This is a genomic window from Streptomyces sp. NPDC060002 (assembly GCF_042737245.1).
GTDB lineage: Bacteria > Actinomycetota > Actinomycetes > Streptomycetales > Streptomycetaceae > Streptomyces.
Map to the genome: position 1 here is coordinate 460,924 of NZ_JBHWUW010000001.1, position 15,595 is coordinate 476,518.

A 15,595-nucleotide genomic window follows, 5' to 3' on the forward strand; every position below is an offset into this window, starting at 1 on the left:
ACGGCTCAGGAAGCGGTTGCGGCGTCCTGGTCGCGGTTCGTGCGCAGCGCCCAGATGTGGTGCGGCGGGGTGCTCTCGTGGACCCGCGTCTCGTAGGTGTCGTCGACGCGGTCCATGTCGGCGGCGTACTCGACGCGGCCCCCGCACGGGGCGTGCAGGAAGCGGAAGACGTTCGAGCCGACGGTGTGGCGGCCGAGCCGGCGGGCCTCCCGCCAGCCCTTCTCGATCATGTGGTTGCCGCCCTCGATGACGTCGTCGAAGCCGGGCACCTCGTAGGCGACGTGGTTGACGCCCACCCGGTCCGGGCGGTGGCACAGCAGCATGGTGTGCTGGTCGTCGTCGCCCGGGGCCTGCATGAAGACGCCCATCGGCTCCACGATGTCGGTCGGCCGGAAGCCGAGGACGTCGGTGTAGAAGGCGACCGTCTCGTCCTTGCCGGCCTTGGCGATGTTCAGCGCCACATGGCACATGCGCAGCGGGTACGCGCGCGTGAGCGGCTCCAGGGCGGTGTTCCACCGGCTGACGCTGCCCGTCGCGTTGGCGGGACGGGAGTCGACGGCGACCGGCTTCGGCCGGGCGAGGGTGAGGCCCACGCCGAAGCCGCTGAGGTCGACGGTGTGGAAGACGCCCTCGGCGCTCTCGCGCACCGCTCGCCGCCGGCCGGCGGCCTCGGCCAGGCGGGTCAGCTCCTCCCGGGTGTCGACGCCCCAGACGACCTCGCGCAGGGTCGGTCCGTCCTCCACCGGCGGGGGCAGCAGCGGGTTCGGGGCGGTGTCGAGGTGGAGGGTCTGCCCGGTGAGGGTCTCGAACACGGCGTGTTCTCCGGTCCGCTCCACCAGGAACAGACCGAAGTCCTCGAAGAACCGGACGCATTCGTCCAGGTCGTCGATGCCGTAGGTGACCGATTCGATTCTCTGGATTCCCATGGATTCCTCGTTTCCGGGTCGCCTGGTGAGCGTAGGTTTGGGGTGGCCGGGGCCTCAATGGCCCTGGCTCTACCAAATGCGCAACTCTTGGTTGCGCCTGCCGTCGGGGCTACCGGATCGCGGGAATCGGATTCTGCGAGAACCATCCGGAGAGAAAGTCCAGAAACACGCTGATCTTGCGCGGGGTGTCCTGTCCGGGGCCGTAGATGGCGTACAGCGGGCGGTCGGGTACGGCGAGTTCCGGCAGCAGCACCTTCAGGGCGCCGGAGACGAGGTCGTCGTAGGCCGGTCGCTGCGGAAGCAGGGCGATGCCCCGGCCGTGCACGGCCGCCTTCTGGAGGGCCAGGTAGGAGTTGGAGGAGAAGGCGATGTTGCGGATCTTGTGCAGGGTGCTGGCGTGGCCGTGGCCGATGCGCCAGACCGGGTCGTTGACGTGCACGAGACAGTCGTGGCCCGCGATGTCGTTGGGATGCGCGAGGCCGCCCTGCCGTTCGATGTAGTCCGCCGAGCCGCACAGCACGAACGGCAGGGAGGAGATCTTCTTCAGGCGGACGCTGGAATCGCGGAGGTCGCGCGTGTGGAAAGCCACGTCGAATCCGCTGTCCAGGAAATCGTAGGTCCGGTCGGACATGCCGCCGAGTTCGAATCGCACCTGAATCTTCGGGTGGGCCGCGGAAAAGGCGGCGATCGCGTCACCCAGGTCCAGGCTGCCTATCCATTTCGGACAGATGATGCTGAGGGTGCCCTCGGCCCGGTCGTGCGAGTCGGCGAGCGCCGCGTCCTGCGCGTCGATCTCGTCGAGGATGCGGGCGGCGAATTCCGCGTACCTCAGCCCCGGCTCGGTGAGGCTCACCGAGCGGGCGGTGCGGTTGACCAGGCGGACCCCCACCTGCCGTTCCAGCTCGGCCACGTGCCGTGACACCAGTGACCCGGAGGAGCCGAGTCTCTTGGCGGCTCCGTTGAAGCTTCCGGCCTGAGCGACAGTGACGAAACTGTGCATCAGCAGCAAGCGGTCCATGTTTCCTCCGATTGCGGCTCCCGCCCGCGGCGTCGAGAACGGGAGCATTCCTGCGGCTCGGAACAACCGGGGCGCCGGCAGGCACCGCTTCCCGGTGGGGCCCTCACTTCGGGCAGTACTGGGGTGCCTCGCTCAGGTTGTCCTCGGTCACCAACAGAAGAGGAATGTTGGCAATCTTGTCAACCTTTTGCTTGCCGAGGAGCCCGACGGCGTTCTGCACGGCCGTCTCGCCGATCGTCTTCGCCGAGTTCGCGACGGTGGCCGAGAACTCGCCGTTCCTGACGGCGGCCAGGCCCTCGTCGGTCCCGTTCACCGTGACGATCTTGACGTCCTTCGCGCCGGCGGCGTCGAACGCCTTGCGCACCGCGAAGGCCATCTCCTCGTTGGCGACGAACGCGTAGTCCAGGTCGGGATGGGCCTGGATCATGTTCTCCGCCACGTCCTGGGCCTTCGCGGGATTGAACATGCCCGGCTGGTTGGCGACGACCTCGGCCGTGGCCGGGAGAGCGCCCTTGAAGCCGCCCACCAGCAGGTCCGAGGCCGCGCCCGGAGCCCCGGCCACGATGCCGACCTGCACCGGCTTCGTGCCCGCGTCCTGGGCGATCCAGCCCGCGTCGAGGCTGCCGACCTTCTTGAGGTCGACGACGGCCGCGCCGAGGATGTCGGCGGCGTCGCCGGTGGACACGGAGGTCAGATAGATCGGTATGCCCGAGGCCTTCGCCTTGGCGATGTCGCCCTTGAGCGCGTCGACGTTGACCGTCTGCACGATCAGCGCGCTCACGTCGCGGGAGATCATGTCCTCGATGTTGGACAGCTCGGTCCCGGCGTTCTGGTGGGAGTTGGCCGTGTAGACCTTCGCTCCCGCGGTCTTCGCCTGACCCTCGACGGCTTTCTGGAGACAGCTGTGGAAGCTGGTGTCGCCACCGTTGACGAAGCCGAGGGAGACGCTGTCGGCACTGCCGCTGTCGCCGTTGCCGCAGCCGGTCAGCACCAGGGTGGAGCCGGTGAGGGTGGCGAACAGTGCCCTGCGTGAACGGGCGGAGAGTCTCATGGGGAAGGGCCTTTCGGGACGAGGCATGGACGAGAGGGAGGTTCAGTGGCGCGCCGAGCCCGAGCGGGCCTTGTGCATCTCGTTGGCGATCGCCGCCACGAGCAGCACGGCGCCGACGGAGACCGGCTGGTAGTTGCTGGAGAAGTCCAGGAGGTTCAGCGCGTTGGCCACCACACCGAGCAGCACCAGGCCGAGGGCGGTGCCGATGACGGTGCCGTGCCCGCCGGCCAGCGAGGTGCCGCCGATGACCACCGCGGCGACCACGGCCAGTTGGAGCGAGAGGCCGGCGGTGCCGCCGGGGCTGGAGGAGCCGAGACGGGACAGCAGCATGAGACCGGCGAGTCCGGAGAGGGTGCCGGTGAGGCCGTACAGGGTGAGCTTGCGGGCGGTGACGTTGATGCCGCTGAGGCGGGCCACGTGCTCGTTGCCGCCGATGGCGAAGGCGTCCCGGCCGAACACCGTGAACCGCATGACGAGCGCCGTCACGATCAGCACCAGGACCGCGACGATCAGCAGATACGGCACGCCGAGCACCTTGTCGTTGCCGAGGGCGGACATCCGGGTGCCGATGGAGATGGTGGAGCCGTCGTGGACCAGCAGCGCCACGCCGTCGAGCAGGGTGGCCGAGGCCAGCGTCACGACGAACGGCGCCACGTCGGTGAAGGTCACCACCAGCCCGTTGACGAGGCCGATGGCGGTGCCGAGCAGCAGCGCGACGACCACGGCGTAGCCGGTGGGCTGGCCCTCGGCGAGCAGTTTCGCCGAGACCGCGGCCGTGACGGCGACGTTGCCGCCCATGGAGAAGTCCATGCCGCCCGCGGTCATCAACAGGGTGAGTCCGGCGGCGAGTACGGCGTTGACGCTCACCTGGCTGAGGATGTTGACGATGTTGCGGTCGGTGGCGAACGTCTCGCTCTGCACGGCGGTGAACACCACGACGAGGACGAGCACGGCGATCAGGCCGGCGTGCGGCAGATCGCGCACCTTGCCCGGGGAGAGACGGGACTTGGGCGCCTCGGGCGGGCCGGACACGCCGGGGGCATCGGAAAGTGTCTTGACGCTCACTGCGGTTGACCTCCGAGGGCCGTGGCGACGAGTTCGTCGCGGGTGATGGCGGTGATGTCGTGCTCGGCGACCATGCGGCCGGCGCTCACGACGACGACCCGGTCGGCCAGCCGCATGACCTCCTCGGCGGAGGAGGAGGCGAGCAGTACGGCCACTCCCCGGGAGGCGAGATCGTCGAGGAGGGTGTGGATGTCGGCCATGGCCGCGATGTCCACGCCGTTGGTGGGGTCCTCCAGGAAGCACGCCGCCGGTGAGGTCTCCAGCCACTTCCCGAGCAGCACCTTCTGCTGGTTGCCGCCCGACAGCGCGCTCACCGGCGGGTTCCCGGCCAGTGCCCTGACTCCGTAGCTGTGGCGCAACGGAGCGGCCCGGCGGGCCAGTTGACCGCGGCGGTGCAGACGACGGCGCGCGAACCGGTCGTCGGCGAGCATCAGGTTCTCGTCCAGCGACATGCCCGGGACCAGGCCCAGGGAGCGGCGGTCGCCGGTGACACAGCGCAGCCCGCTGGCGAGCGAGGCCGGGACCCGGCCGAAGGGCACGGCCCTGCCTTCGACGTGCAGGTCGCCGGTCTCCGGGCGCTGCCGTCCGGACAGCAGGTCGAACAGCCGGGACTGGGCGTCCCCGGCCGGCCCGAGGACGGCGACGATCTCGCCCCTGCGCACCTCGACGGTGAAGTCCCGGATGGCCCGGCCCTGGCTCAATCCCCGTACCGAGAGGCCGACTTCGTCCTTCGGCGCGGGCCGTTCGGGGCGGGTGGAGACGACGTCCCGGCCGACCATGGCACGCACCAGTCCCGCGTCGTCCAGCTCGGCGGCGGGCGCGCTCGTCACCACGGCCCCGTCCCGCAGGACGGTGAGCCGGTCGGCGACGGCCATGACCTCGTCGATGTAGTGCGAGATGTAGACGACGGCGACGCCCTCGTCGCGCAGGGTGCGCACCAGGGCCCGGATCCGGTGGGCGTCCCCGGCGCTCAGACAGGCGGTCGGCTCGTCCAGGATCAGCACGCGGCCGCCGCGCCTGACCTCGCGGGCCACCTCCACCATGGTCTGCTCGGCGACGGTGAGCGAACCGGCGGCGCGCTCCACGTCGATGTCGATGCCCAGGGCGGCGAGGGCCGTGCGGGCCTCCTCCCCGACCGCCTTCCACCGCACGGCGCGCCCCCGGGTGGGCAGGTCGCCGAGCAGGATGTTCTCGGCGACGCTCAGCCCCATCGCCAGTTCGCGGCGCTGCGGCACCGAGGAGATGCCCAGCCTGCGCGCCCTGCGCACACTCAGCCCGTGCTGCTCCCGCCCGTCGACCTCGATCGTGCCGGCGTCGGCCTGGTGGACGCCGGACAGCACCTGCACGAGGGTCGACTTCCCGGCGCCGTTCATGCCCATCAGGGCGTGCACCTCGCCGGGGTACAGATCGAGGTCGACGCCTTTCAGCGCGGCCGCCCCGCCGAAGCTCTTGGTGACGCCCCGGGCGCGCAGTACGGCGGTCATGGCCGGTCGCCCTCGGGGGCCACACGTCCGTAGCCGCGGATGTCGGGGAACGGGGGCTCCTTGTCGGCCTGGAGGTCCACCTGGAAGGTGTTCAGGCACATGCCGAGCATGGTGAAGTTGCCGAGCGCGCCGATGGTGTCCACCAGTCCCTTGGAGCCGAAGTGCTCCAGTGCCGCCGCGAAGGTGGCGTCGGTGACGAAGTGGTCGTCGAGGATCTCCCGGCAGAACCGGTAGAAGACCTGGTCGGCCTCGTTGTCGAAGACCGCCTCGCGCTTCTCGGCGATCGCCTGCACGGCGGCCTCCGGGATGCCGGCCTCCACGGCCTGGTGCACATGGGCGTTCCAGGAGTACTGCGCGTCCCAGTTGCGGGCGGCCATCAGCAGGGTCAGCTCGCGCAGGTGCCTGGGCAGCGAGCAGTCGAAGCGGGCGAACGCGCCGAGCGACTCGGCCCGCTCGCACATCTCCGGGCTGTGCAGCCACACCCGGAAGGGACCGCGCACCGCGCCACGGCGGCCGGCGATCCGCGCGGCCAGCTCCTGCTGCCGCGCATCCATTTCCTCTTCGTCGAGAACGGGGAGCCTCATCCGGCCGATACCTGCCTTTTCTTTCCGGCGCATTACGGGCACGGGTCGTGAATCCGTGCGGTGCCAGGTGAAGGTACAGCCGTGTCCGAGAAGCTCACCCACCTCGGAACGCAACGTAAAACTGCACGCCGGAGGCCCCCCATTCGCCGGGCGGCGACCTAACGTCGTCCGACATGACCACCATCATCAAGGCCGCTTCCGTCCCGCTGCTCGACCGCGGCGGCGCGGTCGCCTCGACACCGCTCGTCACCACCGCGTCGGCGAACGGGGAGAACCGGATCACCAGCGGGATGAGCGTCTACCCCGTCGGCTCCGGGGCCCCGCTGCACTCGCACAACTGCGACGAGCACGTGACGGTCCTCGAGGGCGAGGCGGAGGTGTGGGTGGACGGCGAGGTGACGAGGCTGGAGCAGTTCGACACCACGTACGTGCCGTCCCCGGTCCCCCACCTGTTCCGCAACATCGGCGACCGTCCGCTGCGGATCCTGTGGGTGTACTCCTCGGGCCATGTGACGCGCACGTTCACCGAGACCGGCCGGACGGTTGAACACCTCTCGGCGGAGGACCAGATGGGCTCCGACGACTGAGGGCGGGCCCGGGAGGGGGACGGCCGTCAGCGCACCGACGCCGTGGCCGCCTCCGCGATGACCTCGGCGACCGCGGCCGGCTGCTCGACGAGGAGGAGGTGCCCCGCGTCGGGCACGGTGACCATGCGCACCCGCGGGCAGGCCTCCAGGCCCAGCCGCTCCTCGGCCGTCAGGCCGATCCCGTCGCGGTCGCCGCGCACCACCCAGGCGGGCACCCCGGACCCGCACAGCCTCGGTACCAGCGACGGATACCGGTCCAGGTACGCGTAGTAGCCCCGGACGATCCGACGGCAGGACGCCGGATCGTTGCCGGCCATGACCGCCGCCAGCGCTTCGGCGCGGTGCGGCGGCATTTCGCGTTTCATGGACCGCGGCAGCAGCGCGAGCATGGCCGTCCAGGCCGCGGCACCGAGCCCGGGCACGCGGCCCAGGGCGTTCAGCACCGTCAGGAACCTCGCCTCGTCGCCCCGCGAGAAGGTCGGCGACAGCAGCACCAGCGGGCCCTGGAACAGACCCTGCGCCGCCATCTCCAGCGCAACGTTCGCGCCGAGGCTGTGCCCGACGACCGCGTCGCAGCCGGCGTCGGCGGCGAAGTCGGCCATCAGCCGGGCGTAGTGGTCCATGGACACGTCCTCGGGCGCCTCGGTACGCCCGAAGCCCGGCTGGGTCACCGCGACCATGCCCAGCCCGGCCACCGCCGGCTCGGCCATGACGTCCGCGTAGAACTCGGTCGTGCACAGCCCGCCCGGAATCATCAGCACCCGGTGCGGGGCGTTCGTCGCGCCCGCCCGGCGGACCTCCCACCGCTCACCCATACCTCGAGCGTGCGACCGGACGCCGGCCCCCGCACCTCGTGCGGTGACCGGCGTCCGTCCTGCGCCCCCGGTGTCAGCCGTGCGTCGTGCGCTCGCTCAGTGGGCGCCCACCAGCTCCTGGTCGGCGCCGCGCGGAGTCTGCTTCGAGCTGCGCAGTGCGGCGATGCCGATGAAGACCATGGACGACAGGCCGGCGATCGCGAACGCGGTGAAGCCCCAGTCGCCCTGGTTCGAGGCGAGCAGCTGGCCGCCCAGCCACGGGCCGAACACGGCGCCGAAGCGGCCCATGCCGGAGGTCCAGCCGACGGCGGTGGCCCGGTCGTCCGCGTGGGAGCGGATGGAGACCGTGGCGTAGATCATCGTCTGGGCGCTGTTGAGGAAGACGCCGGTGAAGAAGACGACGATCATCGTCACGCTCATCGGCATGTGGACGCTGAGCAGGAACACGCCGGCGGCGGTCAGCGCGAACCAGATCGCGGAGATGCGCGGGGCGCCGAACCGGTCGGCGGCACGCCCGGCGACCAGCATGCCCACGATGCCGCCGAGGTTGAAGACGACCACGAAGGACAGGGCCGAGCCCAGCTCGTAGCCTTCGGCGCGCATCAGGGTGGGCAGCCAGGTGGCGACGCCGTAGACGAGGAGGAGACCGCCGAAGGAGGCCAGCCAGTACAGCAGGGTCTGGGTCCACTCGCCGCCGCGGAAGAGGTTCTGGAGCGCGTTCCAGCGGTCGGCCGCGCCCTGCTTGCCGGACTTCGCGGCGGGCAGCTCGACGTCGTAGCGGGTGGCCAGTTCGCGGGCCTCCGCATCGCGGCCCTTGGCCACGAGGAAGCTCAGCGACTCGGGCAGCAGCTTGGCGAGCACCGGGGCGAAGAGCAGCGGAAGCACGCAGACCCAGAAGGCGGCGCGCCAGCCGACCGGGTCGATGAGCCACTTGGCGACGTAGGCGGAGAGGATGCCGCCGGCGTGGTGGGCGGTCATCAGCAGGCCGATGATGATGGCGCCGCGGCCGCGCGGGGCGTAGTCGGAGACCATGCTGATCGCGGTGGGCAGCAGGCCGCCGAGGCCGACGCCCGCCAGCGTCCGGCCGAGGCCGAAGACCTCGACGCTGCCCGCCATCGCGCACACGCCGGAGGCCAGCGAGAACAGGATCACGCAGCCGACCATCAGCTTCTTGCGCCCGATCCGGTCGGCGACGGTGCCCGCCGTGAGGGCGCCGATCAGCATGCCGAAGGTGGCGTAGCTGCCGAGGTCGCCGGCCGTGGCCGGGGTGAGGCCGAAGGTCTTCGTCTCCAGCAGGTGCGGCAGCACCGAGCCGTAGATGAACATGTCGAGGCCGTCGAAGAGCACGGCCAGCCAGCACAGACCGACGACCAGGAGGGCCAGTCTGCTGCCGCGGGCGGACAGAGCGGGGGAGGAGGACATCGTTGTTTTCCTCTCGTCCAGGAGACGAACCCTGGAGGGGACGAGTGAAGAGGGCCGGCGCGGCTCGTGCGGCTGACCCGGTGTGCGCAAGACGCTAAGGATCAGCCCCGAGAGAGTCAACACTTTTGTCAACAATCTCATCGACAATCCACTGGTCCGCTGGCCGACGCCCTGCGCACCCGAGGGAACAGGCTCAGCTCACGGGCGGTGTGCCGTGCGTGTGGAACGACTCGATGGTCCGCAGACCCCAGGCCTGCCCCTTCTTGCGCTCTTCCTCGGTCCAGGTGACCAGCGGCCAGTCGGGGGCCAGGACGAGGCGGGTGAGCGGGTTGCACAGCTCGATGCGGTTGCCGCCGGGCTCGTAGACGTACAGGAAGAACGTCTGCTGGATGGCGTGCTTGTGCGGGCCCGTCTCGATGAACACGCCCGAGTCGATCGCGAGATCGGCGGCGCGCAGGATGTCCTCACGGGTGTCGGTCGCGAACGCGATGTGGTGCAGCCGCCCGGAACTGCCGGTCCAGTCCGAGGTGTACACGACGTCGTACGACTTGTTCGTGTACGTCAGCCAGCGCGCCGCGATCCTCCCCGTGTCTAGACGGATCTGCTCGGTGGGACGGGCGCCCAGCAGGTTCTGCTGGAACTCGGAGTTGGCGAGCACGTCGGCGGCGAGGAAGTTGATGTGGTCCAGGCGCCGTACGCCCACGCCCCGGTTGGGCTTGGCCTGCGGCTGGTTCTTCAGGGCCGGCTTCAGCCCGTCGGGGGCCCGGTAGTGCTCGCTCTCCCAGTACAGGGCGTGCTCGTGGCCGTCCGGGTCGGTGGTGACGTACAGCTTGCCGAGGCCGGGCTCGTCCTCGGCCCAGTGGCCGGTGCCGCCCGCCGCCTCGACCGCCTCGACCCGGCGCCGGAGGGCCTCCTCGCTGGAGGTGCGCAGGGCCAGCCGGCCGAGGCCGGGCTGCTCGCGGGCGGTGAGCACCAGGCTGTGGTGCTCGTAGTCGTCGAAGGTCCGCAGATAGACCGTGTCGCCGTCCTGCCCGTTGACGGTGAGCCCCAGGTAGTCCGTGAAGAAGCCGACACTGGCGTCCAGGTCCGGGGTGAAGAGCTGGGCGTGGCCGATGTGGGCGATGTCGCCGAGCGGCGGAGTCATCGTTGACCTCCAAGGGAGCGTGCGGGCAGGGGGGCCGTCTCGGCGGACCTGGGGAAGACGGTGCCGTCGAAGATCTTTCGGGCCGTGCGCACCACGGCGGTGCGGCGGGCGGAGGGCAGACCGTCGGGGGTTGCCCCGAGGCTACTTTCGATATCCAGGAATCCAGAGGGATGTTCTATGCGAATTCGGTCACTTCCGGCGTCGATCCTCGCCAGATCAGCCCCCACGCTGCCTTCGATCCGCAGGCCGGCCGCGACGCTGGCCGCGCCAAGTACCCCGATCGAGGGGTGGCAGCGCACCGGAATGAAGGTGCGGGTGGTGACCGCGCCGCCGTCGCGGGGCGCGGCGAGCAGCGTGAGCTTGGGCACGGTGGTGTCCGAGACGTCGCCGAGGCCCATCAGCCGGCCCGCCGCCAGGCGGATCGTCCGGAGCCGGTCGGCGAGCGCGACGTCCTCCTCCAGGTCCCTCGGTAGCTCGTAGCCGGTGACCTTGAGGGAGGTGGCCGCGATGAGCACCGTGGGCATCCCGTTGTCCACGCAGGTCACCGCCACACCGTCGATCTCGTCCCGGACGTTGCCCGTGGGCAGCAGCGCGCCGGTGCCCGGCGGGAACTCGATCACCACGGGCGCGGCCGACCCCGGCACCCCGGAGATCTCGGCGGCGCCGGTGTAGTCCACGCGACCGCCCGGCGTCGGGAAGGTCGCCGTCGCGTAGTCGTCGGAGTTGACCATGCGGATACGGACGGCGGTCTCCGCCTCCCCCGCGGCGACGAGTCCGCGCTCCACGGCGAACGGGCCGACGCCGGCCAGGATGTTGCCGCAGTTCTGACGGTCACTCACCTCCGGCCGGTCCACACCGACTTGAAGGAAGAGGTAGTCGACGTCGGCGTGCGGGTCGGCCGACGGCGACACCACGGCCACCTTGCTGGTGAGCGGGTGGGCGCCACCCAGCCCGTCGATCTGGCGTGCGTCCGGACTGCCCATGACGCGCAGCAACAGCTCGTCGCGCAGGGCCGGTTCGGCGGGGAGATCGTCCGCGAGGAAGTACGCGCCCTTGGAGGTGCCGCCCCGCATCAGCAGGCAGGGCAGCTCCTCGGGCACGGAGGTCACGACGACTCCCCCGCGTAGGTGTCGTACGTCTTGTACTCGACGCCGAGCCGCTTCAGGGTCTCCCTCAACCCGTAGCGGTCCAGGCCGAGTTCGCCGTCGAGGAAGGCGGCACGGGAGCGGGCCTCCTTGGCCTCGCGGGCCTCGGACGCCTCCGCGATGGCGCGGGCACGCACGCGTGGGACGACCACGACACCGTCGTCGTCGGCGAGGATCACGTCGCCCGGACGGATCACCTGGCCGTCGATCGCGATCGGCACGTTGACCGAGCCGCCGGTGGCCTTCACGGTCCCCTGCGAGGAGACGGCCCGCGACCAGGCCGCGAAGCCCATGTCCCGCAGCTCCTGGGTGTCGCGGATGCCCGCGTTGGTGATCACGCCGCGCACCCCGCGCCGCTGCAGCGCGGTCGCGAAAAGCTCGCCGAACATGCCGTCGGTGGACGGGGAGGTGGTGGTGACGACCAGGATGTCGCCCTCACCGCACTGCTCGACGGCCGCGTGGATCATGAGGTTGTCGCCGGGCCAGCTGAGCACGGTCACGGCGGTTCCGGCGACCCGTACGCCCTGCTGGATCGGGCGGATCTCCGGGCTCAGCAGTCCGGTCCGGCCCATCGCCTCGCCGACCGTGGCCACGCCGAAGCCGGCCAGCGCGTCGACGTCCTTCAGCTCCGCCTTCGGCGGATTCGTGACGATCACGCCGCTCACGCCAGCTCCTTCGCGATCTGCGGGTAGGGGCGCATGAACGCCTCGGCCATGGTCCTGTGCGCCAGGCCCAGGTTCGGACCGGCGTTGCGCTTGAGCTGGACGCCCCGGCGCACGGCGAGGTCGGTGTAGTAGTCCCACAGGTGCTGCTGGGCGCCGAGGCACTCCATGGCCTCGCGCTTGGTCTCCCACACCTCGGTGATGTCGAGCAGCACCTCGGGCCTGAAGCCGCTCATCTCCGGCTGGTGCGGCTCGAAGTAGAAGACCGGCGGCGCGCCGATGATCTCGCCCTCACCCGGGTAGCCGATGGCCTGGGCGAGGACCCTGGCCTCCAGCGCCATGCGGTTGGCGGCCGGGTGGTCGCCGTTGTACGGGTCCTCGGTGGGGTGGGTCAGCACCACGTCCGGCTGGGTGTCCCGGTAGACGGCGACGAGCCGGTCGGTCAGCTCGGCGGTGGCCACGAGCGGGTAGTCGCCGGCGTCGAAGAAGCGGACCTCGGCGCCCAGGGTGGCGGCGGCGCGCTCGGCCTCGTCCCGGCGTATCGCCTTGATCTCGTCGAGCTTCCTGCCCTCGCGCCACGCCTTGGCGGACTCACCGCGCTCGCCGAAGGTCAGGCACGCGATGGTCACCTTCTCCCCGCGGGAGGCGGCCAGGGCGATGGCGCCGCCCGCCCGCCACACGAAGTCGCCGGCGTGCGCGGTGACGACGAGGGTCGATCGTGGTGGGCTGGCGGGCGCGTTGGCCTGGGTCATTCTCAGATCTCCTTGGTAACAGGTGGGCGCCCGCCCCGCGCAGCCGTGATCAGTCGCGCAGCGCCTCGATCACGCTGGTGAGGTGGGCGCGGACGGCCGTCTCGGCCGCCTGGGGGTCCCTGGCCCGGATCGCTTCGATCATGGTCAGGTGCTCGTTCAGGGATTGCTGCGGCCTCCCCGGCCTCAGCGCCAACTGGAAGCGATGGCGCACCAGTTGGGCGTTGAGCCGCTCCAGCAGCTGCTGCGCGGTCCGCTGGTCGGAGAACTCCCGGATGCGGACGTGCAGTTCGTGGTTCAGGTCGGAGTAGGTGACCGGCTCGCCGTCGGCGACGGCCTTGGTCATGGCCGTGCCGAGGTCGGTGAGCTCGCTCAGCTGGTCGTCGCTGGCCGCGACGGCCGCCTTCGCCGCGCACAGCCCTTCGAGGACCATGCGGCACTCGGTGATGGCGACCGCTTCGTCCACGGTCACCACCCGCACCCGCGAACCGCGGTTGCGGATCCGTTCGACGAGTCCCTGGGACTCCAGATCGATGAGCGCCGCGCGGATGCTGGCCCGCGTCACACCGAACTGCTCGGCGAGCTCGTTCTCCACCAGCCGCTGGGCCGGTGCCATCTCGCCGTGCAGGATCGCCTGCCGCAGCTGCGCGAGCGCATGCTGCTTGGCCTGCTCCCCGGTGCTCGGACGGGCTTCTTTCGGCATGGTTGCCCTCCCTGAGTGAGTGCCTGTCGAACCTAAATCTAGCGAAACAAGATTGTCAACAATTTTGTCCGCCGTATTGCGGGCGTGCTGCCGCCGCGCCATGTTCCCACCGGACGGGTACGGCGAAGGACGGTACGGGTTACTTGATCAACGCGTTCGCCACGACCACGATCACGCCGAGCAGCGCGTCCACCGCCCCGATCAGCACCGCGACGGCCCACGGGCGGCGCGACCAGCGGGCCGTGACCAGGCCGAGGACGAACAACAGGGCGATGTTCAGGACGAACGCGGCGTACTCCACCCCGCTCGCCGGCCACCAGCCCCAGCCGGCGCCCGCGAGGATCAGGACGGTGGGCAGCACGGCCACGACGAGGGGCCACTCCTCGGCGAGGGTGCGCAGCACGTCCCCCCGGCGGTGCGCGCCCCGCTCGGCGATGTAGTGGGCGTAGCCGTGCGCGAGCGCCGAGGCGAACGCGGTCACCAGCAGCCAGGCGGCGTCGTAGCGGCGGCTGCTCTGGGAGGTGTGCCCGTGCTGGCTGAGCGCGGCGACCATCGAGCTCGCGAGGACCGCGCCGTAGACACCGCCGAAGAGAAGAGCCGCACGCGTGTCGTGCCGGTGCGGCTCGCGCGCGGCCGCGGTGTCGTCCGCCATGGGCTCCACGATCACCCCGTCCCGCACGGGCCGCCAGTCGTGACGAAGTGTCCTCCCACCTGGGCCGACAGCCCACACAGTGTCCACGCCCGGCGGACGTACGGCCTCGCTAGGGTCGCCCCATGAGCACCGACAGCAGCACCGCCGGCAGCCCCGGCGGCCCCCCGCCCCACAGCTTCGTCGTCCACATCCCCGACGCCGACCTCGAGCCGGAGCCGCTCGATCCGCGGCAGATCGTCGCCGGGACCCCCGAGGTGACCGGCAAGGTGGTGTGGGAGTCGGCCGACGGCCGTCAGGTCAGGGGGATCTGGCAGATCACCCCGGGCGTCGTCACCGACACCGAGGCGGACGAGCTGTTCGTGGTGATCAGCGGGTCGGCGACCGTCGAGGTCGAGGGCGGTCCCACGCTGACGGTCGGCCCCGGCGACATGGCGGTACTGCGCGAGGGCGACCGGACGACCTGGACCGTCCACGAGACGCTGCGGAAGGCCTACGCGATCACGCTGTGACCGCGGGCGGGGGCGCCGTCGTGCCGCGGACCTCCAGGACCGGCGGGGCCAGCTGCAGCCGTCCCTCTCCGCCCGGGCGTTCGAGACGGTCCAGCAGACAGCGGGCGGCACGGCGGCCGACCTCGTGGCCGGCGCCGTCGACGGTCGTGAGCCACACATGGCGCAGCCGGGAGATGCCGGTGTTGTCGTAGCCGACCACGGACAGGTCGCGCGGCACCCGCAGGCCCAGTTCCTCGGCCGCCGAGAGCGCCCCCACCGCCGTCATGTCGTTGACGGCGAACACGGCCGTGGGCCGGTCGGGGCGGGCGAGCAGCCGCACCAGGGCCCGGTAGCCGCCCTCCTCGGTCATGTCCCCCGCCTCGACCAGGGCCACCTGGGCCGGTCCCGCCGCCCGCATGGTCGCCTCGAAGCCGCGCCGGCGCAGGTCGGCGACGGCGCCGTAGCCCGCCAGATGGGCGATGCGGCGGTGGCCGAGCCCGACGAGGTGCTCGGTGACCAGGCGGGCGCCGCGCTCGTCGTCGTTCGCCACCAGGTCCACCCCGGCTGGCACCGGCTCACGGGCCGCCGCGACCACGACCGGCATCCGGGCGGCGACGGTCTCCAGCGCCGCCGGGTCGGGCAGCGTGCCGACCACGACCAGCCCGTGGGCTCCCAGGTCCAGGAAGGGCCCGGCCGGGTCCTGGCCGACGCGCCGGTGCAGCCGGGCGTCGGCCAGGAGCATGTGCAGGCCGCTCGCGTGCAGCAGGGAGTTGAGGCCGTCCAGGAGGTCCACGTACCAGGGGTTGCGCAGGTCGTGCAGCAGGACGCCGACCATGGGGGTCCCCCCGCCCGAGTGCGGCCGGGAGTCGGGCAGGCCGCGCTGCTCGCTGAGGCTGCGCGCGGCCGCGTTGGGCCGGTAGCCCAGCTCGCGCACGGCCCGCAGGACGGCCTCCCGCTTCTCGGCACGCACCTGGCCGGAGCCGCGCAGCACCAGGGAGACCAGCGACTTGGACACCCCGGCCCGGTCGGCGACGTCACGAATGGTCGGTGCTCTCATGATTGGACCGTTCCATGTGTGGCACCGGTTGTCAAAGGGTCCG

General features: G+C 71.1%; 17 protein-coding genes. 2 read left to right on the plus strand and 15 right to left on the minus strand.

Going from position 1 to position 15,595, the window contains the following annotated elements:
* Positions 1–5 precede the first annotated feature (5 nt).
* The 6 genes from ACFWBD_RS02075 to ACFWBD_RS02100 all read right to left on the minus strand — a co-directional run bounded on the left by ACFWBD_RS02075 (position 6) and on the right by ACFWBD_RS02100 (position 6,098).
* On the minus strand, positions 6–926 hold the full coding sequence (locus ACFWBD_RS02075) for a VOC family protein (RefSeq protein WP_385661278.1): 921 nt from the start codon (positions 924–926) through the stop codon (positions 6–8).
* A 109-nt stretch (positions 927–1,035) separates the two neighbouring features.
* On the minus strand, positions 1,036–1,944 hold the full coding sequence (locus tag ACFWBD_RS02080; RefSeq protein ID WP_385661281.1) for a LysR family transcriptional regulator: 909 nt from the start codon (positions 1,942–1,944) through the stop codon (positions 1,036–1,038).
* Between the two features lie 103 nt (positions 1,945–2,047).
* Positions 2,048–2,995, minus strand: coding sequence for a sugar ABC transporter substrate-binding protein (locus ACFWBD_RS02085; protein WP_385661284.1), 948 nt, complete (start codon positions 2,993–2,995; stop codon positions 2,048–2,050).
* Positions 2,996–3,037: 42 nt separating this feature from the next.
* The gene (locus ACFWBD_RS02090) at positions 3,038–4,060 is read right to left on the minus strand and encodes an ABC transporter permease (protein ID WP_385661287.1); all 1,023 of its coding nucleotides are present in this window, start codon (positions 4,058–4,060) and stop codon (positions 3,038–3,040) included.
* On the minus strand, positions 4,057–5,544 hold the full coding sequence (locus ACFWBD_RS02095) for a sugar ABC transporter ATP-binding protein (RefSeq protein ID WP_385661289.1): 1,488 nt from the start codon (positions 5,542–5,544) through the stop codon (positions 4,057–4,059). The genes ACFWBD_RS02090 and ACFWBD_RS02095 overlap by 4 nt, the downstream gene beginning before the upstream one ends.
* Entirely contained in the window at positions 5,541–6,098 is a 558-nt protein-coding gene (locus ACFWBD_RS02100; RefSeq protein WP_385661532.1) for a carboxymuconolactone decarboxylase family protein, read from the minus strand. Before ACFWBD_RS02100 ends, ACFWBD_RS02095 begins: the two co-directional genes overlap by 4 nt.
* A gap of 203 nt (positions 6,099–6,301) precedes the next feature.
* On the opposite strand from ACFWBD_RS02100, the gene ACFWBD_RS02105 reads away from it, so the two are divergent.
* Entirely contained in the window at positions 6,302–6,715 is a 414-nt protein-coding gene (locus ACFWBD_RS02105) for a cupin domain-containing protein (RefSeq protein ID WP_385661292.1), read from the plus strand.
* A 26-nt stretch (positions 6,716–6,741) separates the two neighbouring features.
* On the opposite strand, the gene ACFWBD_RS02110 is transcribed toward ACFWBD_RS02105, so the two are convergent.
* The 8 genes from ACFWBD_RS02110 to ACFWBD_RS02145 all read right to left on the minus strand — a co-directional run bounded on the left by ACFWBD_RS02110 (position 6,742) and on the right by ACFWBD_RS02145 (position 14,007).
* Entirely contained in the window at positions 6,742–7,530 is a 789-nt protein-coding gene (locus tag ACFWBD_RS02110) for an alpha/beta fold hydrolase (RefSeq protein ID WP_385661295.1), read from the minus strand.
* Between the two features lie 96 nt (positions 7,531–7,626).
* Positions 7,627–8,952 (minus strand): MFS transporter, encoded by a 1,326-nt coding sequence (locus ACFWBD_RS02115; protein WP_385661298.1) that lies wholly within the window; start codon positions 8,950–8,952, stop codon positions 7,627–7,629.
* A gap of 193 nt (positions 8,953–9,145) precedes the next feature.
* Entirely contained in the window at positions 9,146–10,096 is a 951-nt protein-coding gene (locus ACFWBD_RS02120; protein WP_385661301.1) for a VOC family protein, read from the minus strand.
* Complete coding sequence (locus ACFWBD_RS02125; RefSeq protein WP_385661304.1) at positions 10,093–11,205, minus strand: 4-oxalomesaconate tautomerase; 1,113 nt, start codon at positions 11,203–11,205, stop codon at positions 10,093–10,095. The genes ACFWBD_RS02120 and ACFWBD_RS02125 overlap by 4 nt, the downstream gene beginning before the upstream one ends.
* On the minus strand, positions 11,202–11,906 hold the full coding sequence (locus ACFWBD_RS02130) for a 4-carboxy-4-hydroxy-2-oxoadipate aldolase/oxaloacetate decarboxylase (protein WP_385661307.1): 705 nt from the start codon (positions 11,904–11,906) through the stop codon (positions 11,202–11,204). Before ACFWBD_RS02130 ends, ACFWBD_RS02125 begins: the two co-directional genes overlap by 4 nt.
* Complete coding sequence (locus ACFWBD_RS02135) at positions 11,903–12,655, minus strand: PIG-L deacetylase family protein (RefSeq protein WP_385661308.1); 753 nt, start codon at positions 12,653–12,655, stop codon at positions 11,903–11,905. The genes ACFWBD_RS02130 and ACFWBD_RS02135 overlap by 4 nt, the downstream gene beginning before the upstream one ends.
* A gap of 49 nt (positions 12,656–12,704) precedes the next feature.
* Positions 12,705–13,355 (minus strand): GntR family transcriptional regulator, encoded by a 651-nt coding sequence (locus tag ACFWBD_RS02140; RefSeq protein ID WP_351767874.1) that lies wholly within the window; start codon positions 13,353–13,355, stop codon positions 12,705–12,707.
* A 139-nt stretch (positions 13,356–13,494) separates the two neighbouring features.
* A complete protein-coding gene (locus tag ACFWBD_RS02145) occupies positions 13,495–14,007 on the minus strand; it encodes a hypothetical protein (protein WP_385661311.1) in 513 nt (170 codons plus the stop codon).
* 122 nt (positions 14,008–14,129) lie between these two features.
* On the opposite strand from ACFWBD_RS02145, the gene ACFWBD_RS02150 reads away from it, so the two are divergent.
* Positions 14,130–14,516: a cupin domain-containing protein gene (locus tag ACFWBD_RS02150; protein ID WP_385661314.1), complete on the plus strand. Its 387-nt coding sequence runs from the start codon at positions 14,130–14,132 to the stop codon at positions 14,514–14,516.
* Here the strand turns inward: ACFWBD_RS02150 and ACFWBD_RS02155 are convergent.
* Entirely contained in the window at positions 14,506–15,552 is a 1,047-nt protein-coding gene (locus tag ACFWBD_RS02155) for a LacI family DNA-binding transcriptional regulator (RefSeq protein ID WP_385661317.1), read from the minus strand. The two genes, ACFWBD_RS02150 and ACFWBD_RS02155, sit on opposite strands and share 11 nt — an antisense overlap.
* Positions 15,553–15,595 lie beyond the last annotated feature (43 nt).